The following is a 20,200-nucleotide window of genomic DNA, read 5'->3' on the forward strand; positions in this document are numbered from 1 at the left end:
CCGGTGTTACGGCCGGACGGGTGGAGTCAGCCCTGGCGCTGCTTGTGGCGCGGGTCGGTGCAGATGACCATGACCCGGCCGTGCCGGCGGATAACCCGGCACTTGTTGCAGATCCTCTTGACGCTCGGCTTGACCTTCACGGTTGCCTTACTTCCCATCTGGCCCGGCGACGCGGGGTACGCGAGACCGGACGTCGAACACGGACACGGGACTTCCCGGCCGTCGTCAGGACTACTTGTAGCGGTAGACGATGCGCCCGCGGGTCAGGTCGTACGGCGAGAGTTCGACGACGACCCGGTCCTCCGGAAGGATGCGGATGTAGTGCTGCCGCATCTTCCCACTGATGTGAGCCAGCACCTTGTGGCCGTTCGCGAGCTCCACCCGGAACATAGCGTTCGGCAGGGGCTCGATGACCCGACCCTCGATCTCAATGGCTCCGTCTTTTTTCGGCATGTCCTCCGCTGTCCTGACGTCGATTGCTCCGGGCGGCCCACAACGTCTTACACGGGAAACTGACCTTGATCAGAAGCCCGCGCCAGCCGCGGCTCCAGGACCCACCGAAGCGCAGGGCGGGCATGCTGGAGTGGACGCTGTGCGCCGATCAGAAAGTGTACGCCCGCCTGCGGGCGGTCGCCAAACCGGCCACCCACCGTGCCGCCGTGGCGGCCGCCGATCCCCCGTCCGGGTGCCCGATGATCTTCCCAGGCAGCCCGACGGCCATCAGTCAGCCGGTCGCGGGTCGTCCCGTTGGTCCGGTTCAGCGGTACGCAGCTCACGCCGGCGCTCCCGCTTCGCCCCCTTGCGTTGCCGTCGGCGTTCCCGCTCGACGGCTCGGCGCCGAGGCTCTCCCCCGGTCAGTCCGGTCACCGTCCGGACCACCAGCACCGCACCCCACGGCCCGGCCAACCAGACCGGCCAGAAGTAGAGCGGCTCCCGACTGAGCAGCGAGGTCACCGCCCAGATGGTCACCACGATGGCGATCACCTGCACGTATGGCAGCCACACCTCGGCCAACCACCGGGCCGTGACGCCGCCCCGCACCGGCGCCGGCGGGTCGCCCGCCCCGGCGCTCGGCGGGCCGGCCGGGGTGACCGGCGCCAGCGTCGAGCGCTCGACGGGCGTCACCGGCGGCAGGTCGGCCAACAGGGTGTCCAACTCGGCGTAGGTACGCGCGGCGTACGCCCGCTGTAGGCGCTCGTCGTACTCGTGCAGGTCCAGTCGTCCCTCGCCGAGGGCCGCCCGCAACCGATCGGCCACGGCTTCCCGGTCCGCGTCCGCGGCTCGCATTCCGTCGCGCCCGTCCATGTCGGCAAGCATGCCACCGACACGCCAGCCGCGCCCCACCCCCAACGTCCCGTCGATCATGAAGTTATTGCCATGGGCAGCGGCGTGTCATGGCAACAACTTCATGATCAACCGACGTGCCCGGGGTCAGGGGGTGGTGGAGACGGCGGGCTGGCGGGCGGTCACGAGGTCGCCGAGCCGGGCCCGACCCCCGTCGAAGGCGGTGAGCACCCAGACGCCATCGGGCAGCAGGGCCATCGAGTGCTCGACGTGCGCCGCCACCGAACCGTCCCGGGTGACGACCGTCCAGCCGTCGGCCAGCTCGACCGTCCGCGGAGACGCCATGGTGATCATCGGTTCGATGGCGAGTGCCATGCCGGGCACCAACCGTGGGCCCTTGCCCGGACGGCCGTGGTTGAGCACGTGCGGGTCCTGGTGCATCTCGGTGCCGATGCCGTGCCCGCCGTAGCCGTCGACGATGCCGTACCGGCCGCCCTTACGAACGGCGGTCTCCACCGCGTGGGAGATGTCGGTGAGCCGCCCCTTGCCGCTGGCCGCGCCCCGCGCGGCTGCCGCGATGCCGGCCCACATCGCGTCCTCGGCAACCTCGGCCATCCTGAGCAGCGCCGGGTCGACCTCGCCGACCCCGACGGTGATCGCCGAGTCGCCGTGCCACCCGTCCAGCACCGCACCGCAGTCGATCGAGATGAGATCGCCCTCGGCGAGGACCTGCCCCGGCGAGGGGATGGCGTGCACGATCTGCTCGTTGACCGAGGAGCAGATCGACGCCGGAAAGCCGTGGTAGCCCTTGAACGACGGAACGGCGCCCGCCTCGCGGATGGTCGACTCGGCGATGGCGTCCAGATCGGCGGTGCTCACACCGGGGGCCACGGCCTCACGCATCCGGCGCAGCGCCTCCGCCACCACCAGCCCGGCGGCCCGCATCTTCTCGATCTGGTCAGGGGTCTTCAGCTGGATGTCCAGCTGGGGACGACGCATGGAGCGATTACCTTTCGTTGCCGAACAGCGGGGCACGTCTCGCGTACCCCGCTGTTCGCACTCTATCCGCCGTGGCCCGGCCGGACCTCAGCCGCCGTACGACCGCAGCGCGTCGATGGCCCGGGTGGTGACGTCCTCCACCGGGCCGGTGGCGTCGATCCCGACCAGCTTGCCCTGGGCGCCGTAGTAGTCGACCAGGGGCGCGGTCTTCTCGCTGTACTCACGGAGCCGGGTGGCGATCGTCTCCGGCTTGTCGTCGTCGCGCTGGAACAGCTCGGCGCCACACCGGTCACAGATGCCCGGACGGGTGGTCGCGTCGAACTCGACGTGCCAGATCTTGCCGCAACCCCGGCAGGTACGCCGACCGGAGAGCCGCCGGATCACCTCGTCGTCGTCGACCACCAGCTCCAGGACCAGATCGAGCGCCGTGCCCAGGTCAGCGAGGAGCTTGTCCAGAGCGGCGGCCTGCGGAGTGGTCCGCGGAAAACCGTCGAGCAGGAAACCCTCGCTGGCGTCGGGCTCGGCCAGCCGGTCCCGGACCATGTTGATGGTGACCTCGTCCGGAACCAGCTCGCCCGCGTCCATGTACCGCTTCGCCTCGACACCGAGCGGGGTGCCCTGGGTGACGTTCGACCGGAAGATGTCCCCGGTCGAGATCTTCGGCACCGAGAGGTGCGCGGCGACGAACTCGGCCTGAGTGCCCTTGCCCGCGCCCGGCGGGCCAACCAGAACGAGTCTCATCTACCGCAGGAACCCTTCGTAGTTCCGCTGCATGAGTTGGCTCTCGATCTGCTTCACGGTCTCCAGACCGACGCCGACCATGATGAGCACAGCGGTGCCGCCGAACGGGAAGTTCTGGTACTGCTGGTTGTCCAGCCAGATGAAGAAGAAGTTCGGCAGGATCGAGATGACACCGAGGTAGAGCGCGCCCGGCAGGGTGATCCGGCTGAGGATGAAGTCCAGGTAGTCGGCGGTCGGCTTGCCCGGGCGGATACCCGGCACGAACCCGCCGTACTTCTTCATGTTGTCCGCGACCTCGGTCGGGTTGAACGTGATCGAGACGTAGAAGTACGTGAAGAAGATGATCATCAGGAAGTAGACCGTGATGTAGATCGGGCTACTCGGGTTGACCAGGTTGTTCTGGATCCACGCCTGGGTCTTGCCCGGGTCGTTCTGGTCGAAGAACTGCAGGGCCAGCTGCGGCAGGTAGAGCAGCGACGAGCCGAAGATGACCGGGATCACACCAGCCTGGTTGACCTTGAGCGGGATGTAGGTCGACGTGCCGCCGTACATCCGCCGGCCGATCATCCGCTTGGCGTACTGCACCGGAATCCGGCGCTGCGCCTGCTCGATGAAGGTGACCGCGGTGATGACCACCAGGACCAGCACGATGACCAGGGCGAACATGTCCCAGCCCTTGCTGGTCTTGATCTGCCAACCCTCGCTGGGCAGCCGGGCCGCGATCGAGGTGAAGATCAGGACGGACATGCCGTTGCCGACGCCCCGGTCGGTGATCAGCTCACCGAGCCACATGACCATGCCGGTGCCGGCGGTCATCGTCATCACCAGGATGGCCAGGGTCAGCCAGTCCGGGATGCCGGTGCCCTTCGGGATGATCGGGAACTGGTCACAGCGGTTCTGGAAGAGCTGCCCCGAGCGGGCCAGGGCGACGAACGCCGAGGCCTGCAGCACACCGAGACCGAGGGTCAGGTACCGCGTGTACTGGGTGATCTTCGCCTGGCCGGCCTGGCCCTCCTTGCGGAGCTGCTCCAGGCGCGGGATCACGACCGTCAGCAGCTGCAGGATGATCGACGCGGTGATGTAGGGCATGATGCCCAGCGCGAAGACCGAGAGCTGTAGCAGCGCTCCGCCGGAGAAGAGGTTGAGCAGGTTCACCACCCCGGTGGTGTCACCCTGGATGGTGTCGAGGCACTTCTGCACGTTGCCGTACGAGACGCCCGGGCTGGGGAGCGTGGCACCCAGCCGGTAGACCGCGATGATGCCTACTGTGAACAGCAGCTTCTTGCGCAGGTCAGGCGTACGGAACGCACTGAGAAAGGCGGACAGCAACTTCTTCCTCCTGCGCGAGGCGGGCCGCCGGTGATCCCTGGCGGGTCGGGGTGGATCCCGGGCGAGTGCCCGGAATCCATGGCTGGGATGGGACTCTAACAGCCCTGTCCCGCTCCGGGCAGGTGTGCCCGGCTACATAAACCGATTCCGATATTACCGGGCGCACACGCCCCAGGCAGACCATGGCGCCCGCCAGTTGCTCACAACTGGACGGGCGCCATGGTCGTACGCCTTACAGCTCGGTGACAGAGCCACCGGCGGCAGCGATCTTCTCCTTGGCCGACGCGCTGAACGCGTGCGCCGACACCTGGAGCGCCACCCCGCCAAGGTCCCCGGTGCCGAGGATCTTGACCGGCTGGCCCTTACGGACCGCACCGGACTCGACCAGCTCCAGCGGACCAACCTGGCCGCCGTTCGGGAACAGCTCGGCGAGCCGGTCCAGGTTGACCACCTGGAAGACCACCTTGAACTTGTTCTTGAAGCCCTTCATCTTCGGCAGGCGCATGTGGATGGGCATCTGCCCACCCTCGAACGCCGCCGAGATGTTCTTGCGGGCCTTGGAGCCCTTGGTACCGCGACCAGCGGTCTTGCCCTTGGAACCCTCACCGCGACCCACACGGGTCTTCGCGGTCTTGGAACCGGGCGCCGGGCGCAGGTGATGCACCTTGATCGTCATTACTCGACCTCCTCGACCTTCACGAGGTGGTTCACAGTGAAGATCATGCCGCGGATCTCGGGCCGGTCCTCCTTGACCACCACGTCGTTGATCCGCTTGAGACCGAGCGAACGCAGCGAGTCACGCTGGTTCTGCTTGGTCCCGATACCGGACCGGACCTGGGTGACCTTCAGACGTGCCATCAGTGCGCCACCCCCGCACGCGACGCCAGCATGGCGGCCGGCGCGACGTCCTCCACCGGCAGGCCACGACGCGCCGCGACCTGCTCGGGGGACTCAAGCCCCTTCAGGGCCGCCACGGTGGCGTGCACGATGTTGATCGGGTTCGACGAGCCGAGGCTCTTGGAGAGCACGTCGTGGATCCCGGCGCACTCCAGCACGGCACGCACCGGACCACCGGCGATGACACCCGTACCGGCCGAGGCCGGCTTGAGCAGCACCACGCCAGCGGCGTCCTCACCCGTCACCGGGTGCGGGATCGACTGGCCGATACGCGGAACCTTGAAGAAGTGCTTCTTGGCCTCCTCGACACCCTTGGCGATGGCCGCGGGCACCTCCTTGGCCTTTCCGTAGCCCACGCCGACCGTGCCGTCGCCGTCGCCCACGATCACCAGGGCGGTGAAGCTGAAGCGACGACCACCCTTCACGACCTTGGCGACGCGGTTGATCGCGACGACCCGCTCAAGGTGCGGGGTCTTCTCGACGGGCGCGTTTCCGCGGCCGCCCTCACGGCGGTTGTCGCGGCGACCACCCTCGTTGCCACCGGACCCGCCGCCACGGCGCTGTTGACCTGGCATCAGCAGCCTTCCTTATCTCTCGTGACGGGGTTGTTTAGAACTCGAGCCCGGCTTCGCGGGCGGCGTCGGCAAGCGCGGCGACTCGCCCCGCGTACCGGTTGCCACCGCGGTCGAAGACGACCTTGGAAACGCCGGCGGCCTTGGCCCGCTCGGCGAGCAGGGCGCCCACCTTGCCGGCGAGGGCGCTCTTGTCGCCCTCCGCACCGCGCAGCGAGGCGTCCAGGGTCGACGCCGACGCCAGGGTGTGACCCTTGGTGTCGTCGACGATCTGGGCGACCATGTGCCGCAGCGAACGGGTGACGACCAGGCGCGGACGCTCGGCCGTACCGCTGACGTTCTTGCGGACGCGGAAGTGCCGACGCGCACGCCCAACGGCGCGCTTGGCGGCGACGCCGCGGCGGCGCTTGAGCAGCGTGGCGCTCACTTCTTACCTGCCTTTCCGGCCTTGCGGCGGATGACCTCGCCCTGGTACTTCACGCCCTTGCCCTTGTAGGGCTCCGGCGGACGGATCTTCCGGATGTTGGCGGCGACCTCACCGACCTGCTGCTTGTCGATGCCGGCCACGTGGAACAGGGTCGGCCGCTCCACCGTGAAGGTGATGCCCGCCGGGGCGGCGACGACCACCGGGTGCGAGAACCCGAGCGCGAACTCGAGGTCCGAACCCTTGGCGGTGACCCGGTAACCGGTGCCGGCGATCTCCAGGCTCTTGCGGTAGCCCTCGGTGACCCCGACGATCATGTTGGCAACCAGCGTACGGCTCAGGCCGTGGAGCTCCTTGGCCTTGCGCTCGTCGTTCGGCCGGTTGACGCTCAGCTGCCCATCCTCGGCCCGCTCGATCGTGATCGGCTCGGCGAGGGTGTGCTGGAGCTGGCCCTTGGGGCCCTTGACCTTGACGGTCTGCCCGTCGATCGTGATGTCGACGCCGGCTGGTACCGGGATCGACTTACGTCCAATTCGCGACATTTCTACCTGTCTCCCGTTACCAGACGAAGGCGAGGACTTCCCCGCCAACACTCCGCTTGCGGGCCTGCCGGTCGGTCAGCAGCCCCTGGGACGTCGAAATGATCGCCACGCCCAGCCCACCGAGCACCCGCGGGAGCCCGTCCGACTTGGCGTACACCCGGAGACCGGGCTTGGACACGCGCTTGATGCCGGCCAGGCTCCGCTCCCGGTTCTGGCCGTACTTCAGCTCGACGACCAGTCGCTTGCCGACGGCACCCTCCTCGGGCTCCTCGACCGACCAGGTGGCGATGTAACCCTCGGCCTTCAGGACCTCGGCGATGTTCGCCTTGATCTTGGAGTAGGGCATCTTCACCTGATCGTGGTACGCCTGGTTGGCGTTACGCAGACGCGTGAGCATGTCTGCGATCGGGTCGGTCATCGTCATGGATTTCGTCAGCCTTTCTCGCCGGGGTTCCCGGGGCATCAGCCCCGGGCCTACGGCGAAGAGCAATACCTAATCGGTGCAGGAGTTCCCGGCTGACAGCCGGGACGCGGTCGCCCTTACCAGGAAGCCTTGGACACACCCGGCAGCTCACCGCGGTGGGCCATCTCCCGGATGCAGACCCGGCAGAGCCCGAACTTGCGGTAGACCGCCTTCGGACGCCCGCACCGCTGGCAGCGGGTGTACGCGCGAACCGAGAACTTCGGCTTCGCGGCCGCCTTGAGGATCAGCGCCTTCTTGGCCATCTCAGTTCTCCTTGAACGGGAAGCCCAGGAGCTTGAGCAGCGCCCGACCCTCGTCGTCAGTCGTGGCGGTCGTGACCACCGTGATGTCCATGCCCCGCTGGCGATCGATCCGGTCCTGGTCGATCTCGTGGAACACCGACTGCTCGGTCAGACCGAACGTGTAGTTGCCGTGCCCGTCGAGCTTGCGCCCGTCGAGACCGCGGAAGTCGCGGATACGCGGCAGCGCGATGGACAGCAGCCGGTCCAGGAACTCCCACATCCGGTCGCCGCGAAGGGTCACCTTCGCGCCGATCGGCATGCCCTCGCGGAGCTTGAACTGCGCGATGGACTTGGTCGCCCGCCGCACCTGCGGCTTCTGGCCGGTGATCGTGGCGAGGTCGCGGACCGCGCCGTCGATCAGCTTGGCGTCGCGAGCAGCCTCGCCGACACCCATGTTGACGACGATCTTGACCAGCCGCGGCACCTGCATGGGGTTGCCGTAGCTGTTCTGCTCGCGCAGCTGGGCCACGATCTCGTTGCGGTACCGCTCCTTGAGGCGCGGCAGGGTCTTTTCGGTAGCCGTGGTCATCACAGGTCCTTACCGGTGCTACGCGCGATGCGGACCTTCTGGCCGTTGTCGTCGATCCGGTAACCGACGCGGGTCGGCTTGCCGTCGGAGTCCAGGACCTGCACGTTCGAGACGTGGATCGGGGCCTCCTGGGTGACGATGCCGCCGGTCTTGGCGCCACGCTGGGTGGTGCTGATTCGGGTGTGCTTCTTGACCCGGTTCACGCCCTCGACCAGGACCTTGTCCTGCCGCGGGTAGGCCGCGATGACCTTGCCCTTGGCACCCTTGTCCTTGCCGGCGATGACGACGACCGTGTCGCCCTTCTTGACCTTCACGGTCACAACACCTCCGGCGCGAGGGAAATAATCTTCATGAACCGCTTGTCCCGCAGCTCCCGGCCCACCGGGCCGAAGATACGGGTACCGCGCGGGTCCCCGCCGTCCTTGATGATGACGGCGGCGTTCTCGTCGAAGCGGATGTACGAGCCGTCCGGCCGCCGCTTCTCCTTGGCGGTGCGAACGACGACGGCCTTGACGACGTCGCCCTTCTTGACACCGGCACCCGGGATCGCGTCCTTGACGGTGGCCACGATGACGTCGCCGATGCTCGCGTAGCGCCGACCGGAGCCACCGAGAACCCGGATGCACAGGATCTCCCGAGCACCCGTGTTGTCGGCGACGCGCAGTCGCGACTCCTGCTGAATCACGTCTATCTCCTATGTCTGCCGGTTCTCCGGCCGCCATGGCGGCCGGAGCCTGGCGGAACCTACGCCCGACGCAACGCCGGGCGAGCTCGAGCCTTCGCTACTTGGCCTTTTCCAGGATCTCCACGATCCGCCAACGCTTGGTGGCGCTCAGCGGCCGGGTCTCCATGATCAGGACCCGGTCGCCGGTGCCGGCAGCGTTCTGCTCGTCGTGCACCTTCAGCTTGCTCGTACGACGCATGATCTTGCCGTACAGAGCGTGCCGAACCCGGTCCTCGACCTCGACCACGACGGTCTTGTCCATCTTGTCGCTGACCACCAGGCCCTCACGGACCTTGCGGCGGGACCGCGCGGCGGCGGTGGCGGTGTCTTCGGTCATGATGCAGTCACCTCAGTCGGCGCGGCCGAGAGCCCCAGCTCGCGCTCGCGCATGATCGTGTAGATCCGGGCGATCTCCCGACGGATGACCTGCAACCGCCGGTTGTTGTCCAGCTGCCCGGTTGCGGCCTGCACGCGGAGGTTGAACAGCTCCGCCTTGGCCTCCCGCAGCTTCGTGACCAGCTCCTCCTCGGAGAGCTCACGCAGCTCGGTCGCCTTAACGCCCGCTGCCATCAGGATTCACCCACTTCGCGCGTAACAATGCGGCACTTCATCGGGAGCTTGTGGATCGCGCGACGCATGGCCTCTCGCGCGATCTGCTCGTTGGGGAAGGACATCTCGAAGAGAATCCGACCCGGCTTGACGTTGGAGACCCACCACTCGGGCGAACCCTTACCGGAACCCATCCGGGTCTCGGCAGGCTTCTTGGTGAGGGCCTGGTCCGGGAAGATCGTGATCCAGACCTTGCCGCCACGCTTGATGTGACGGGTCATCGCGATACGCGCCGACTCGATCTGGCGGTTGGTCACGTACGCCGGCTCGAGAGCCTGGATCCCGAACTCGCCGAACACCACCCGGTTACCACCCTTGGACGCGCCACTGCGGTCCGGGTGGTGCGGCTTGCGGAAGCCCTTCGGGGGCTTGCGCGGCATCAGCATCTGTCAGCCCTCCTGCTGCGTTTCTGCCGGAGCAGCCGCGGCGGCGACAGCTGCGCTGTCGACCGGCTCGCCGCTCGGCGTCTCGGCCTGCTGCGCGATGGTGGTCGCAGCAGCCCGACCGGCCTCGGTACCACCGGCCGTCGTGCCGGACGAACCCGACCGGCCACGGCGCGGACGCTCGGGACGGTCGCCACGCTCACCACGACGCGGGCGGGACGGACCGGCCTCGGCCGGAGCCTCCCGGCCCGGGACGGCGTCGCCCTTGTAGATCCAGACCTTCACACCGATCCGGCCGAACGTGGTACGGGCCTCGAAGAAGCCGTACTCGATGTTGGCCCGCAGCGTGTGCAGCGGAACCCGGCCCTCGCGGTAGAACTCGGTCCGGCTCATCTCGGCGCCGCCGAGGCGACCCGAGACCTGAACCCGGATGCCCTTGCAGACCGGGTTCTTCATCGCCGACTGCATGGCCTTGCGCATCGCCCGACGGAAGCTGACCCGGCTGGACAGCTGCTCGGCCACGCCCTGCGCGACGAGCTGAGCGTCCGACTCGGGGTTCTTCACCTCGATGATGTTCAGCTGGACCTGCTTGCCGGTGAGCTTCTCAAGCTCGCCGCGGATCCGGTCGGCCTCCGCACCCTTACGGCCGATGACGATGCCCGGCCGGGCGGTGTGGATGTCGACCCGGACCCGGTCGCGGGTGCGCTCGATGTCGACCTTGGAGATGCCGGCACGCTCGAGGCCCTTGGACATCATCCGGCGGATCTTGACATCCTCGCCGATGTAGTCCTTGTAGAGCTTGTCCGCGAACCAGCGGGACTTCCAGTCGGTCGAGATGCCGAGCCGGAACCCAGTGGGGTGAACCTTCTGACCCATTACTCGGCGCCCTCCGTCTTGCTCTGCGCTTCGGCCGGTGCGGCCTCCGTGGCCGGGGCGGCCTTCTTGGCCGCGGCCTTCCTCGGCGCTGCCGGCGCGACCGCCTCGACCGCCACGGTGATGTGACAGGTCCGCTTGCGGATCCGGTACGCCCGACCCTGCGCCCGAGGCTGGAACCGCTTCATCGTCGGGCCCTCGTCCACGAACGCCTCGCTGACGAGCAGCGCGTCGGGGTCCAGCCGCTCGTTGTTCTCCGCGTTGGCGATCGCGCTAGCGAGCACCTTGTACACCTGCTCGCTCGCAGCCTGCGGCGCGAACTGCAGCACCGTGAGCGCCTCCTTCGCGGGCAGGCCGCGGACGAGGTTGACCACCCGGCGCGCCTTCATCGGCGAGATGCGCACGTGCCGCGCAACCGCCCGCGCGCCCGGAAGCACCGGAGCGTCGCCCTTTCCTGGCATCGCTGTAACCCCTTGTTCCCTCTATCCGTATGCCCGCGGCGTCAGCGCCGACGGCTCTTCCGGTCGTCCTTCTCGTGACCCTTGAACGTGCGGGTCAGCGCGAACTCGCCGAGCTTGTGCCCGACCATCGCCTCGGTCACGAACACCGGGACGTGCTTGCGTCCGTCGTGCACCGCGATCGTGTGCCCGAGCATCTCCGGGATGATCGTCGAGCGCCGCGACCAGGTCTTGATCACGTTCTTCGAGCCCTTGTCGTTCTGCACTTCCACCTTCTTGAGCAGGTGGTCGTCTACGAACGGGCCCTTCTTCAGGCTGCGAGGCATGTCTTATCTCCCTCAGCCGCGCTTACGCGTGGCGTAGCGACGGCGGACGATCAGCCGGTCACTCGGCTGGCCCTTACGGCGGGTGCGGCCCTCGGGCTTACCCTGCGGGTTGACCGGGTGGCGACCACCGGAGGTCTTACCCTCACCACCACCGTGCGGGTGGTCGACCGGGTTCATGGCGACACCACGGACGGTCGGGCGCTTGCCCTTCCACCGCATACGGCCGGCCTTACCCCAGTTGATGTTCGACTGGTCGGCGTTGCCGATCTCGCCGATGCTGGCGCGGCAGCGCACATCCACACGCCGGATCTCACCGGACGGCATACGCAGGGTCGCGTACACGCCCTCGCGGCCGAGCAACTGGATGCCGACGCCGGCGGAACGGGCCAGCTTGGCCCCGCCACCCGGACGCAGCTCCACGTTGTGAATCGTGGTACCGACCGGGATGTTGCGCAGCGGCAGGTTGTTGCCGGGCTTGATGTCGGCGCCCGGACCGGACTCGACGCGGTCGCCCTGCTTCATGTCCTTCGGCGCGATGATGTACCGCTTCTCGCCGTCGGCGTAGTGCAGCAGCGCGATGCGCGCCGTGCGGTTCGGGTCGTACTCGATGTGAGCGACCTTCGCCGGCACGCCGTCCTTGTCGACCCGCTTGAAGTCGATCAGACGGTACTGGCGCTTGTGACCTCCACCGTGGTGCCGCGTGGTGATCCGGCCGTGGGCGTTACGCCCGCCCTTCTTCGGCAGCGGAGCCAGCAGCGACTTCTCCGGCGTGGACCGGGTGATCTCGGCGAAGTCGGCGACACTGGAGCCACGTCGGCCCGGCGTCGTCGGCTTGTACTTACGGATAGCCATTGTCTACACCCCTCAGCTGACCGGGCCGCCGAAGGCCTCGATGCGGTCACCGTCAGCCAGCTTCACGATCGCCCGCTTGGTCGCCTTGCGCTGACCGAAGCCGGTCTTGGTGCGCTTGCGCTTACCCTGGCGGTTGAGCGTGTTGACCGTCAGGACGCGGACGTTGAAGATCTGCTGGATAGCGATCTTGATCTCGGTCTTGTTCGCGTCCGGGTGCACCAGGAAGGTGTACCAGTTCCGGTTCAGCTCGCTGTAGCTCTTCTCCGAGACGACCGGCGCCACGATGATGTCGCGCGGGTCGGCGATCGTGCTCACTTGCCACCCTCCTCGGTGGTCTCGGCGGGCACGCCCAGGAACTCGTCCAGGGCGTCCTTGGTGAAGACCACGTCGTCGGCCACGAGCACGTCGTACGTGTTCAGCTGGCCGGACTCGATCAGGTGCACCCGCGGCTCGTTGCGCAGCGACACCCAGTTCAGCTCGTCGGTGCTGCTCAGCACGACCAGGACCCGACGGGCCTCGGTGAGCTTGGTCAGCGTGGCCAGAGCGGCCTTGGTCGACGGCTTCTCGCCCGAGACGAACGCCTCGACGACGTGCACCTGCCCGGCGCGGGCCCGGTCCGAGAGGGCACCCCGCAGCGCGGCGGCCTTCATCTTCTTCGGGGTCCGCTGGCTGTAGTCGCGCGGCACGGGACCGTGCACCACGCCACCGCCGGCGAACTGCGGCGCGCGGATCGAGCCCTGCCGGGCGCGACCGGTGCCCTTCTGCTTGTACGGCTTCTTGCCGCCGCCGGCGACCTCGCCGCGGGTCTTGGTCTTGTGCGTGCCCTGTCGGGCCGCCGCGAGCTGGGCCACCACGACCTGGTGCATCAGCGCGACGTTGGCCTGCACGTCGAAGATGTCCGCCGGCAGCTCGACGGAGCCGCTGGTGGTGCCTTCGACGGTGCGCACGTCAACGGTGGTCACTTGGCCGCACCGCCCTTCTTCACCTTGCTCTTGGCCGCGGTACGGACCAGAACGAGCGCGCCCTTGGGACCAGGAATGGCACCCCGGACGAGCAGCAGGTTGTTCTCGGTGTCGACCGCCTGGACGGTGAGGTTCTGCACGGTGTACCGCACGCCACCCATCCGGCCGGCCATCCGGGTGCCCTTGAAGACACGACCCGGAGTGGCGCAGGCGCCGATGGAGCCGGGCGAGCGGTGCTTGCGCTCGACACCGTGGCTGGCGCGCAGACCGTGGAAGCCGTGCCGCTTCATCGGGCCGGCGTAGCCCTTGCCCTTGGTCTTGCCGGTGACGTCGATCGTGACGCCGGCCGGGAACTCCTCGACCGTGACCTCCTGGCCGAGCGAGTATTCCCCAGCGTCCGTGGTGCGCAGCTCGACGATGTGCCGGCGCGGCGCCACGTCCGCCTTCGCGTAGTGCCCGCTGATCGGCTTCTTGACCTTGCGCGGGTCGATGATGCCGTAGGCCAGCTGGACCGCGGAGTAACCGTCCTTCTCGGCGCTACGAACCTGGCTGATGACGCACGGGCCGGCCTCGACCACGGTCACGGGAACAACGCGGTTGTTGTCCCAGACCTGGGTCATGCCGAGCTTGGCGCCCAGGATCCCCTTGACTTGCCTGTCCATTTGTCCGGTCCCTACAGCTTGATCTCGATGTCGACGCCAGCCGGCAGGTCGAGGCGCATGAGCGAGTCGACCGTCTTCGGGGTCGGGTCGATGATGTCGATCAGCCGCTTGTGCGTGCGCATCTCGAAGTGCTCGCGCGAGTCCTTGTACTTGTGCGGCGAGCGGATAACGCAGAAACGGTTGATCTCCGTGGGCAGCGGCACCGGGCCCGCGACCTGCGCCCCGGTACGCGTCACCGTCTCGACGATCTTCCGAGCCGAGGAGTCGACGACCTCGTGGTCATAGGCCTTGAGCCGGATGCGGATCTTCTGTCCCGCCATGGTGGCTTCTGTTCCTTCTCTCGATGCCGCTGTGTTGCGGGCGCCTGTACCGGCTGGCACAGGCCCACTTCGCCGACCCCCGCGGTCGGGCGTGTCGCGCCCTCGGGCCGGGCTCCGCCCCGGGACTCCGGAGCGGTCCTGACCGCGCGGTGGGTCAAGGCGCCGATCGCATTACCGCGACCTGAACGCCGTGCGAGGGTGGTTGGCGACTGGGCCGCCAACCACCCCACGCTCGACTGTGCCGCCACCCGGAGGTTCAGCGAAAGCCGAACACAGGCGACGAACTGTCGTTACGCAACCTGACTAGTATGCCGCACGACCGGCGGCGGGTCTAATCGGGGTTACCTAGCTCACTTCATGATCTTGGTGACGAACCCGGCGCCGACGGTGCGGCCACCCTCGCGGATCGCGAACTTGAGGTTCTCCTCCATGGCGATGGGCTGGATCAGCTTCACCGACATGGTGGTGTTGTCACCCGGCATGACCATCTCGGTGCCCTCGGGGAGGGTGACGACACCGGTGACGTCCGTGGTCCGGAAGTAGAACTGTGGACGGTAGTTCTGGAAGAACGGGGTGTGCCGGCCGCCCTCCTCCTTGGAGAGGATGTAGACCGTCGCCTCGAACTCCGTGTGCGGGGTCGTGGTGCCCGGCTTGACGACCACCATGCCGCGCTCGACGTCCTCGCGCTTGATGCCACGCAGCAGCAGACCGACGTTCTCACCCGCGCGGGCCTCGTCGAGCAGCTTGCGGAACATCTCGATACCGGTGCAGACCGTCTTCTGCGACTTCTCGCGGATACCGACGATCTCCACCTCCTCGTTCGGCTTGAGGATGCCGCGCTCGGCGCGACCGGTGACGACGGTGCCACGACCGGTGATCGTGAAGACGTCCTCGATCGGCATGAGGAACGGCTTCTCGGTCTCGCGCTCCGGCTGCGGGATCGCGGTGTCGACCGCGGTCATCAGGTCCAGCAGCTTGCCGGTCCACTCGGGGTCACCCTCGAGGGCCTTCAGCGCCGAAACCCGAACGACCGGCAGGTCGTCACCCGGGTACTCCTGCGAGGAGAGCAGCTCGCGCACCTCGAGCTCGACGAGCTCCAGGAGCTCCTCGTCGTCGACCATGTCGCTCTTGTTGAGCGCCACGACGATGTACGGCACGCCAACCTGGCGGGCCAGCAGCACGTGCTCGCGGGTCTGCGGCATCGGGCCGTCGGTCGCCGCGACCACCAGGATCGCGCCGTCCATCTGCGCGGCACCGGTGATCATGTTCTTGATGTAGTCCGCGTGGCCGGGGCAGTCGACGTGCGCGTAGTGCCGCGCCTCGGTCTGGTACTCGACGTGCGCGATCGAGATCGTGATGCCGCGGGCCTTCTCCTCCGGCGCCTTGTCGATCTCGTCGAACGGCGTGTACGGGTTCAGGTCCGGGTACTGGTCGTGCAGGACCTTGGTGATGGCCGCCGTCAGCGTCGTCTTACCGTGGTCGATGTGACCAATGGTGCCGATGTTGACGTGCGGCTTAGTCCGCTCGAACTTAGCCTTCGCCACTGGTGTCCTCCTGTGGACTTCTTGGTTCGTACGCCCGGCGCGCCGGTCGGCGCTTAGGACTCTGTCGACAGCCTTTCCGGCCTGAACGGCCGGAGAGCTTTTGTGGGTTCTGCGGCGATGAAGCCTACAGGCCCGGTCTCACACAACCCGATCGTGGTGGCCGCGGGCGGGAGAACCCTCCCGCGACCAACCACGAATCACCTGCTCAGCGACGTTACTCGCCCGTTGCCTTAGCGATGATCTCCTTCGCCACGCTCTGCGGAACCTCGGCGTAGGAGTCGAACTGCATGCTGTAGCTAGCCCGGCCCTGGGTCTTCGACCGCAGGTCGCCGACGTAGCCGAACATCTCCGACAACGGCACCAGAGCCCGGACGATGCGGGCGCCGCTGCGCTCCTCCATCGCCTGGATGATGCCGCGGCGGGAGTTGAGGTCGCCGATGACGTCACCCATGTTCTCCTCAGGAGTGGTGACTTCAACGGCCATCATCGGCTCGAGCAGTGCGGGGTCGGCCTTGCGGGCCGCCTCCTTCATCACCATCGAACCGGCGATCTTGAATGCCATTTCCGAGGAGTCAACCTCGTGGTACTGGCCGTCCAGCAGCGTCAGCTTCACACCGACGAGCGGGAAGCCCGCCAGGATGCCGTACTGCATGGCGTCCTGGGCACCGGCGTCCACCGACGGGATGAACTCCCGCGGGATGCGGCCACCGGTGACGGCGTTGGCGAACTCGTAGGTCGGCGAGTCGTTGTCCAGCGGAAGCGGCTCGACGCTCACGATGACGCGGGCGTACTGACCCGAACCACCGGTTTGCTTCTTGTGGGTGTACTCGATCTTGTCCACCTTGCGGCGGATCGTCTCGCGGTACGCCACCTGCGGCTTACCGATGTTCGCCTCGACGTTGAACTCGCGGCGCATCCGGTCGACCAGGATGTCCAGGTGCAGCTCGCCCATGCCGGCGATGACCGTCTGACCGGTCTCCTCGTCCAGCTTGACGCGGAAGGTCGGGTCCTCCTCGGCCAGCCGCTGGATGGCGGTGCTGAGCTTCTCCTGGTCGGCCTTGGTCTTCGGCTCGATGGCGACCTCGATGACCGGCTCCGGGAAGGTCATCGACTCCAGGATGACCGGGTTCGCCGGGTCGCACAGCGTGTCACCGGTGGTGGTCTGCTTGAGGCCCTGCACCGCGATGATGTCGCCAGCCTGGGCCGAGCTGCGCTCTTCCCGCTTGTTGGCGTGCATCTGGTAGATCTTGCCGATCCGCTCCTTGCGGTCCTTGGTGGAGTTGACCACCTGGGTGCCGGTCTCGACCACGCCGGAGTAGACCCGGACGTAGGTCAGCTTGCCAAGGTGCTTATCGGTCTGGATCTTGAACGCCAGGCCGGAGAAGGGCTCAGCCTTGGACGGCTTCCGCAGCAGCGGGGTCTCGCCGTCGGTGGCCGTGCCCTCGATCGCCGGAACGTCCAGCGGCGACGGCAGGAAGTCGACCACGGCGTCGAGCATGGGCTGGACGCCCTTGTTCTTGAACGCCGAGCCGCACAGCACCGGGTTGGCCTTGCCGGCGATGGTGGCACGCCGGATGGCGGCCTTGATCTCCTCGACGGAGACCTCTTCGCCTTCCAGGTACTTCTCCATCACCGAGTCGTCGACGTCGGCCAGGGTCTCCATCAGCTTCTCGCGCCACTCGGCCGCGGAGTCGGCCAGCTCGGCCGGGATCTCCTCGATCGCGTAGTCCTCACCCTTCTGGGTCTCCCCGCGCCAGGTGAGGGCGCGCATGCCGATCAGGTCCACGACGCCGATGTGGTCGCCCTCGAGCCCGATCGGGATCTGGAGCACCAGCGGGGTGGCGTTCAGCCGGTCGATCATCATCTGCACGCAGCGGAAGAAGTCGGCACCGGTCCGGTCGAGCTTGTTGACGAAGCACATACGCGGGACGTTGTACTTGTCGGCCTGCCGCCAGACGTTCTCCGTCTGCGGCTCCACGCCGGCGACACCGTCGTAGACCGCGACCGCACCATCCAGCACCCGCAGCGACCGCTCGACCTCGACCGTGAAGTCGACGTGGCCAGGCGTGTCGATGATCTGGATCGTGTGGCCCTTCCACTCACACTTGGTAGCAGCGGAGGTGATGGTGATACCACGCTCCTGCTCCTGCTCCATCCAGTCCATGACGGCAGCGCCCTCGTGGACCTCACCGATCTTGTACGTGATGCCGGTGTAGAACAGGATCCGCTCGGTGGTCGTGGTCTTACCGGCATCGATGTGCGCCATGATGCCGATGTTGCGTACGTTGGCGAGCGCGTCTGCGGCGGCCACTTCAATCCCTACTTATCGTCGTCTCGACTCAACTGGTGGCGGTTCCGGCGCCCGAGGGGCGCCGGAACCAGGGTGTTACCAGCGGTAGTGCGCGAAGGCCTTGTTGGACTCGGCCATCTTGTGCGTGTCCTCGCGCCGCTTGACGGCGGCACCGAGGCCGTTGCTCGCGTCCAGCAGCTCGTTCATGAGCCGCTCGACCATGGTCTTCTCGCGGCGGGCGCGGGAGTAGGTGACCAGCCAGCGCAGGCCCAGCGTGGTCGCCCGGGCGGGGCGGACCTCGACCGGAACCTGGTAGGTGGCGCCACCGACACGACGGCTGCGCACCTCGAGGGTCGGCTTGACGTTGTCCATCGCCCGCTTGAGGGTGACGACCGGGTCGGTGCCCGACTTCTCGCGGCAGCCCTCGAGGGCCGCGTACACGATAGTTTCGGCGAGCTGACGCTTGCCGCGGAGCAGGATCTTGTTCACCAGCTGGGTGACCAGCGGCGAGTTGTACACCGGGTCAGCGACCAGCGGCCGCCGCGGAGCGGGTCCCTTACGCGGCATGTCAGCTCTTCTCCTTCTTCGCGCCGTAACGGCTGCGCGCCTGCTTGCGGTTACGGACACCCTGGGTGTCCAGCGAGCCGCGGACGATCTTGTAACGCACGCCGGGGAGGTCCTTCACCCGGCCGCCGCGCACGAGCACGATCGAGTGCTCCTGGAGGTTGTGACCGACACCGGGGATGTAGGCGGTCACCTCGATCTGGCTGCTGAGCTTCACACGAGCGACCTTGCGCAGCGCCGAGTTCGGCTTCTTCGGGGTGGTGGTGTACACGCGGGTGCACACGCCGCGCCGCTGAGGGGAACCCTTCAACGCCGGGGTCTTGGTCTTGCTCGTCTTAGCCTGGCGGCCCTTTCGGACCAGCTGCTGGATCGTGGGCACCGGGTTTCTCCGCTCCCTTCGGCCGCGTTGTCGCGGCCGCGCCGTCTGCTCGTTAGCCGGCCTGATGACCGGCTCTCCTACATTCCGACCAGGGCCGCCTTGCGGAGGTCCCGGCACCCGCGGTCGGGCGTGTCGCCCAACTCACGGTCCCGGTGCGGACGCTTTCGCGGACCTACCGGGGTTCTGTCACCGGCACGCGGGTCGCCCCGCGCCGGGTCTTTGGCTTGTCGTGCCCGCCGTTCCGGTCACCGGAACCAGCGCACGCACGAGTTGCCCGGGCACGCCCGGGCACAAGGGGAAAGAGTACCTACCACAGCCGCCCAGGTCAAAACGGATTGGCCCGGCGGCCGTCTCACAACCGCCAGTCAGATCCCGCCCTGCCCCGTCGCCCGCGATGGGCACCTACGGATACAAGTGTACCGGCTTCCCCACCGAGCCACCCGTCGCCCCCACAGCGGGCACCGCCGACCCGATCGGGGACCTGCGACAACCGGGCCGGACGGCGATCCGACGGGTGACCAGCCTCACGTCAGGGAGATCGCCAGGGACAGGCCCAGGGCCAACAGGCTGAGCCCGGCTCCCGCCGCTCCACAGCTGAGACCCGCCACCGCCAACCCCCGACCCGTGAACCGGACCGCGGGCGGCCCCGCCGGCCGGCGGATCTGCCGCTGGCCGAGCAGGCCGGCCACGACCGCGGCCACCCCGGCCAGCACGCCCAGCACCGCGAAAGCCCCGGAAGCCCAGACCCCACCCTCGTTCGCGAAGGCCACCCCGAAGCAGATCACCAGCAACGACACCAGGATCGACGCGATGCCGGCCACCAACGCCCCGACGGCCAGGCCCGAGGTGACCGGAGCCACGTCCAGGTACACGACGCCGTACGGCGTGCCGGGCACCGCCTCCACCCGCTTCGGTGGGCGACGCTGCTCGTCGGTCGGCGGCGGCACCCGGGTGCCCAACCGGGGGCGTGCCCCGGCTGCCCCCACCCCGGCGGGGGCCCGTACCCGGACGGCGGCTGCCCCCAGCCGGGCGGCGGGGTCGGCGCACCGGACACCGCGTACGGCTGAGCGGAGCCTGGCGCGGCAGCCGCGCCCCAGCCGGTCGGCGTCGCGCCCCAGCCGGGCGCCGGCGTACCCCAACCAGGTGCCGGCGCGGAGGGCGGCGGCGCGGAG

At 67.9% G+C, this 20,200-nt stretch carries 32 protein-coding genes; all 32 read right to left on the bottom strand.

Annotated elements, in window-relative coordinates; all coding sequences use genetic code 11:
* Positions 1 to 26: 26 nt before the first annotated feature.
* Positions 27 to 140 (bottom strand): 50S ribosomal protein L36, encoded by a 114-nt coding sequence (gene rpmJ / locus JNW91_RS11575; protein ID WP_012184307.1) that lies wholly within the window; start codon positions 138 to 140, stop codon positions 27 to 29.
* Positions 141 to 231: 91 nt separating this feature from the next.
* On the bottom strand, positions 232 to 453 hold the full coding sequence (gene infA / locus JNW91_RS11580) for a translation initiation factor IF-1 (RefSeq protein ID WP_007073013.1): 222 nt from the start codon (positions 451 to 453) through the stop codon (positions 232 to 234).
* A 267-nt stretch (positions 454 to 720) separates the two neighbouring features.
* Positions 721 to 1,305: a DUF1707 SHOCT-like domain-containing protein gene (locus JNW91_RS11585; protein WP_238424797.1), complete on the bottom strand. Its 585-nt coding sequence runs from the start codon at positions 1,303 to 1,305 to the stop codon at positions 721 to 723.
* A 126-nt stretch (positions 1,306 to 1,431) separates the two neighbouring features.
* Positions 1,432 to 2,283: a type I methionyl aminopeptidase gene (gene map, locus JNW91_RS11590; RefSeq protein ID WP_203174873.1), complete on the bottom strand. Its 852-nt coding sequence runs from the start codon at positions 2,281 to 2,283 to the stop codon at positions 1,432 to 1,434.
* A gap of 87 nt (positions 2,284 to 2,370) precedes the next feature.
* The gene (locus JNW91_RS11595; RefSeq protein ID WP_007465256.1) at positions 2,371 to 3,024 is read right to left on the bottom strand and encodes an adenylate kinase; all 654 of its coding nucleotides are present in this window, start codon (positions 3,022 to 3,024) and stop codon (positions 2,371 to 2,373) included.
* The gene (gene secY / locus JNW91_RS11600) at positions 3,025 to 4,353 is read right to left on the bottom strand and encodes a preprotein translocase subunit SecY (RefSeq protein WP_203174874.1); all 1,329 of its coding nucleotides are present in this window, start codon (positions 4,351 to 4,353) and stop codon (positions 3,025 to 3,027) included. It lies immediately after the preceding gene.
* Positions 4,354 to 4,585: 232 nt separating this feature from the next.
* Positions 4,586 to 5,029 carry a 50S ribosomal protein L15 gene (gene rplO / locus JNW91_RS11605; RefSeq protein ID WP_203174875.1) on the bottom strand — a complete coding sequence of 148 codons (444 nt, stop codon included), beginning with the start codon at positions 5,027 to 5,029 and terminating at the stop codon, positions 4,586 to 4,588.
* A complete protein-coding gene (gene rpmD, locus JNW91_RS11610) occupies positions 5,029 to 5,211 on the bottom strand; it encodes a 50S ribosomal protein L30 (protein WP_074314584.1) in 183 nt (60 codons plus the stop codon). The genes rplO and rpmD overlap by 1 nt, the downstream gene beginning before the upstream one ends.
* A complete protein-coding gene (rpsE, locus tag JNW91_RS11615; RefSeq protein ID WP_074314587.1) occupies positions 5,211 to 5,825 on the bottom strand; it encodes a 30S ribosomal protein S5 in 615 nt (204 codons plus the stop codon). Before rpsE ends, rpmD begins: the two co-directional genes overlap by 1 nt.
* A gap of 34 nt (positions 5,826 to 5,859) precedes the next feature.
* Entirely contained in the window at positions 5,860 to 6,249 is a 390-nt protein-coding gene (rplR, locus tag JNW91_RS11620) for a 50S ribosomal protein L18 (RefSeq protein ID WP_030329901.1), read from the bottom strand.
* The gene (gene rplF, locus JNW91_RS11625; RefSeq protein WP_203174876.1) at positions 6,246 to 6,788 is read right to left on the bottom strand and encodes a 50S ribosomal protein L6; all 543 of its coding nucleotides are present in this window, start codon (positions 6,786 to 6,788) and stop codon (positions 6,246 to 6,248) included. Before rplF ends, rplR begins: the two co-directional genes overlap by 4 nt.
* Before the next feature lie 16 nt (positions 6,789 to 6,804).
* The gene (gene rpsH, locus JNW91_RS11630) at positions 6,805 to 7,212 is read right to left on the bottom strand and encodes a 30S ribosomal protein S8 (protein WP_007465270.1); all 408 of its coding nucleotides are present in this window, start codon (positions 7,210 to 7,212) and stop codon (positions 6,805 to 6,807) included.
* Positions 7,213 to 7,328: 116 nt separating this feature from the next.
* The gene (locus JNW91_RS11635; RefSeq protein WP_007073023.1) at positions 7,329 to 7,514 is read right to left on the bottom strand and encodes a type Z 30S ribosomal protein S14; all 186 of its coding nucleotides are present in this window, start codon (positions 7,512 to 7,514) and stop codon (positions 7,329 to 7,331) included.
* A 1-nt stretch (position 7,515) separates the two neighbouring features.
* Positions 7,516 to 8,082 carry a 50S ribosomal protein L5 gene (gene rplE / locus JNW91_RS11640; RefSeq protein WP_124776994.1) on the bottom strand — a complete coding sequence of 189 codons (567 nt, stop codon included), beginning with the start codon at positions 8,080 to 8,082 and terminating at the stop codon, positions 7,516 to 7,518.
* Positions 8,082 to 8,402 carry a 50S ribosomal protein L24 gene (gene rplX / locus JNW91_RS11645; protein ID WP_007465276.1) on the bottom strand — a complete coding sequence of 107 codons (321 nt, stop codon included), beginning with the start codon at positions 8,400 to 8,402 and terminating at the stop codon, positions 8,082 to 8,084. The genes rplE and rplX overlap by 1 nt, the downstream gene beginning before the upstream one ends.
* Entirely contained in the window at positions 8,399 to 8,767 is a 369-nt protein-coding gene (rplN, locus tag JNW91_RS11650) for a 50S ribosomal protein L14 (protein WP_007073026.1), read from the bottom strand. The genes rplX and rplN overlap by 4 nt, the downstream gene beginning before the upstream one ends.
* A 97-nt stretch (positions 8,768 to 8,864) precedes the next feature.
* Entirely contained in the window at positions 8,865 to 9,143 is a 279-nt protein-coding gene (gene rpsQ / locus JNW91_RS11655) for a 30S ribosomal protein S17 (RefSeq protein ID WP_109817183.1), read from the bottom strand.
* The gene (rpmC, locus tag JNW91_RS11660; protein WP_007465283.1) at positions 9,140 to 9,376 is read right to left on the bottom strand and encodes a 50S ribosomal protein L29; all 237 of its coding nucleotides are present in this window, start codon (positions 9,374 to 9,376) and stop codon (positions 9,140 to 9,142) included. Before rpmC ends, rpsQ begins: the two co-directional genes overlap by 4 nt.
* Positions 9,376 to 9,801: a 50S ribosomal protein L16 gene (gene rplP / locus JNW91_RS11665; RefSeq protein ID WP_121653126.1), complete on the bottom strand. Its 426-nt coding sequence runs from the start codon at positions 9,799 to 9,801 to the stop codon at positions 9,376 to 9,378. The genes rpmC and rplP overlap by 1 nt, the downstream gene beginning before the upstream one ends.
* Before the next feature lie 3 nt (positions 9,802 to 9,804).
* The gene (rpsC, locus tag JNW91_RS11670; protein WP_007465294.1) at positions 9,805 to 10,674 is read right to left on the bottom strand and encodes a 30S ribosomal protein S3; all 870 of its coding nucleotides are present in this window, start codon (positions 10,672 to 10,674) and stop codon (positions 9,805 to 9,807) included.
* A complete protein-coding gene (gene rplV, locus JNW91_RS11675; protein ID WP_139585967.1) occupies positions 10,674 to 11,132 on the bottom strand; it encodes a 50S ribosomal protein L22 in 459 nt (152 codons plus the stop codon). Before rplV ends, rpsC begins: the two co-directional genes overlap by 1 nt.
* Before the next feature lie 41 nt (positions 11,133 to 11,173).
* Positions 11,174 to 11,455: a 30S ribosomal protein S19 gene (rpsS, locus tag JNW91_RS11680; protein ID WP_007465299.1), complete on the bottom strand. Its 282-nt coding sequence runs from the start codon at positions 11,453 to 11,455 to the stop codon at positions 11,174 to 11,176.
* Between the two features lie 12 nt (positions 11,456 to 11,467).
* Entirely contained in the window at positions 11,468 to 12,307 is an 840-nt protein-coding gene (gene rplB / locus JNW91_RS11685; protein WP_154941820.1) for a 50S ribosomal protein L2, read from the bottom strand.
* A 12-nt stretch (positions 12,308 to 12,319) separates the two neighbouring features.
* Positions 12,320 to 12,622: a 50S ribosomal protein L23 gene (gene rplW / locus JNW91_RS11690; protein WP_007465304.1), complete on the bottom strand. Its 303-nt coding sequence runs from the start codon at positions 12,620 to 12,622 to the stop codon at positions 12,320 to 12,322.
* Positions 12,619 to 13,269, bottom strand: a complete 651-nt coding sequence (gene rplD / locus JNW91_RS11695; RefSeq protein ID WP_151488130.1) for a 50S ribosomal protein L4 — start codon at positions 13,267 to 13,269, stop codon at positions 12,619 to 12,621. The genes rplW and rplD overlap by 4 nt, the downstream gene beginning before the upstream one ends.
* Positions 13,266 to 13,931, bottom strand: a complete 666-nt coding sequence (gene rplC, locus JNW91_RS11700) for a 50S ribosomal protein L3 (RefSeq protein WP_203174877.1) — start codon at positions 13,929 to 13,931, stop codon at positions 13,266 to 13,268. The genes rplD and rplC overlap by 4 nt, the downstream gene beginning before the upstream one ends.
* Before the next feature lie 11 nt (positions 13,932 to 13,942).
* On the bottom strand, positions 13,943 to 14,251 hold the full coding sequence (rpsJ, locus tag JNW91_RS11705) for a 30S ribosomal protein S10 (RefSeq protein WP_007073037.1): 309 nt from the start codon (positions 14,249 to 14,251) through the stop codon (positions 13,943 to 13,945).
* A gap of 350 nt (positions 14,252 to 14,601) precedes the next feature.
* Entirely contained in the window at positions 14,602 to 15,795 is a 1,194-nt protein-coding gene (gene tuf, locus JNW91_RS11710) for an elongation factor Tu (RefSeq protein WP_203174878.1), read from the bottom strand.
* Between the two features lie 214 nt (positions 15,796 to 16,009).
* Entirely contained in the window at positions 16,010 to 18,106 is a 2,097-nt protein-coding gene (gene fusA, locus JNW91_RS11715; RefSeq protein ID WP_203174879.1) for an elongation factor G, read from the bottom strand.
* Positions 18,107 to 18,181: 75 nt separating this feature from the next.
* A complete protein-coding gene (rpsG, locus tag JNW91_RS11720; protein WP_203174880.1) occupies positions 18,182 to 18,652 on the bottom strand; it encodes a 30S ribosomal protein S7 in 471 nt (156 codons plus the stop codon).
* Between the two features lies 1 nt (position 18,653).
* On the bottom strand, positions 18,654 to 19,028 hold the full coding sequence (rpsL, locus tag JNW91_RS11725; RefSeq protein ID WP_014440718.1) for a 30S ribosomal protein S12: 375 nt from the start codon (positions 19,026 to 19,028) through the stop codon (positions 18,654 to 18,656).
* A gap of 524 nt (positions 19,029 to 19,552) precedes the next feature.
* Positions 19,553 to 19,933 (bottom strand): hypothetical protein, encoded by a 381-nt coding sequence (locus tag JNW91_RS11730; RefSeq protein ID WP_203174883.1) that lies wholly within the window; start codon positions 19,931 to 19,933, stop codon positions 19,553 to 19,555.
* Positions 19,934 to 20,200 lie beyond the last annotated feature (267 nt).

The organism is Micromonospora parastrephiae (assembly GCF_016802865.1).
Classification (GTDB): domain Bacteria; phylum Actinomycetota; class Actinomycetes; order Mycobacteriales; family Micromonosporaceae; genus Micromonospora; species Micromonospora parastrephiae.

Excerpts from the sequence above, each read along its gene's own strand:
- rpsQ (WP_109817183.1), bottom strand. The coding sequence starts at position 9,143 with ATGACCGAAGACACCGCCACCGCCGCCGCGCGGTCCCGCCGCAAGGTC.
- rpsH (WP_007465270.1), bottom strand. The coding sequence starts at position 7,212 with ATGACGATGACCGACCCGATCGCAGACATGCTCACGCGTCTGCGTAAC.
- rplO (WP_203174875.1), bottom strand. The coding sequence starts at position 5,029 with ATGACGATCAAGGTGCATCACCTGCGCCCGGCGCCCGGTTCCAAGACC.
- JNW91_RS11585 (WP_238424797.1), bottom strand. The coding sequence starts at position 1,305 with ATGGACGGGCGCGACGGAATGCGAGCCGCGGACGCGGACCGGGAAGCC.
- rpsJ (WP_007073037.1), bottom strand. The coding sequence starts at position 14,251 with ATGGCGGGACAGAAGATCCGCATCCGGCTCAAGGCCTATGACCACGAG.
- rplE (WP_124776994.1), bottom strand. The coding sequence starts at position 8,082 with ATGACCACGGCTACCGAAAAGACCCTGCCGCGCCTCAAGGAGCGGTAC.
- map (WP_203174873.1), bottom strand. The coding sequence starts at position 2,283 with ATGCGTCGTCCCCAGCTGGACATCCAGCTGAAGACCCCTGACCAGATC.
- rpsE (WP_074314587.1), bottom strand. The coding sequence starts at position 5,825 with ATGCCAGGTCAACAGCGCCGTGGCGGCGGGTCCGGTGGCAACGAGGGT.
- rpmD (WP_074314584.1), bottom strand. The coding sequence starts at position 5,211 with ATGGCACGTCTGAAGGTCACCCAGGTCCGGTCCGGTATCGGGACCAAG.
- infA (WP_007073013.1), bottom strand. The coding sequence starts at position 453 with ATGCCGAAAAAAGACGGAGCCATTGAGATCGAGGGTCGGGTCATCGAG.
- rplP (WP_121653126.1), bottom strand. The coding sequence starts at position 9,801 with ATGCTGATGCCGCGCAAGCCCCCGAAGGGCTTCCGCAAGCCGCACCAC.
- rpsG (WP_203174880.1), bottom strand. The coding sequence starts at position 18,652 with ATGCCGCGTAAGGGACCCGCTCCGCGGCGGCCGCTGGTCGCTGACCCG.
- rpsC (WP_007465294.1), bottom strand. The coding sequence starts at position 10,674 with ATGGGTCAGAAGGTTCACCCCACTGGGTTCCGGCTCGGCATCTCGACC.
- rplF (WP_203174876.1), bottom strand. The coding sequence starts at position 6,788 with ATGTCGCGAATTGGACGTAAGTCGATCCCGGTACCAGCCGGCGTCGAC.
- rpsS (WP_007465299.1), bottom strand. The coding sequence starts at position 11,455 with ATGCCTCGCAGCCTGAAGAAGGGCCCGTTCGTAGACGACCACCTGCTC.
- rpmC (WP_007465283.1), bottom strand. The coding sequence starts at position 9,376 with ATGGCAGCGGGCGTTAAGGCGACCGAGCTGCGTGAGCTCTCCGAGGAG.
- JNW91_RS11635 (WP_007073023.1), bottom strand. The coding sequence starts at position 7,514 with ATGGCCAAGAAGGCGCTGATCCTCAAGGCGGCCGCGAAGCCGAAGTTC.
- JNW91_RS11595 (WP_007465256.1), bottom strand. The coding sequence starts at position 3,024 with ATGAGACTCGTTCTGGTTGGCCCGCCGGGCGCGGGCAAGGGCACTCAG.
- rplC (WP_203174877.1), bottom strand. The coding sequence starts at position 13,931 with ATGGACAGGCAAGTCAAGGGGATCCTGGGCGCCAAGCTCGGCATGACC.
- rplV (WP_139585967.1), bottom strand. The coding sequence starts at position 11,132 with ATGCCAGGAAAGGGCGACGCTCCGGTGCTTCCGGGCGCGCGGGCGGTT.
- rplB (WP_154941820.1), bottom strand. The coding sequence starts at position 12,307 with ATGGCTATCCGTAAGTACAAGCCGACGACGCCGGGCCGACGTGGCTCC.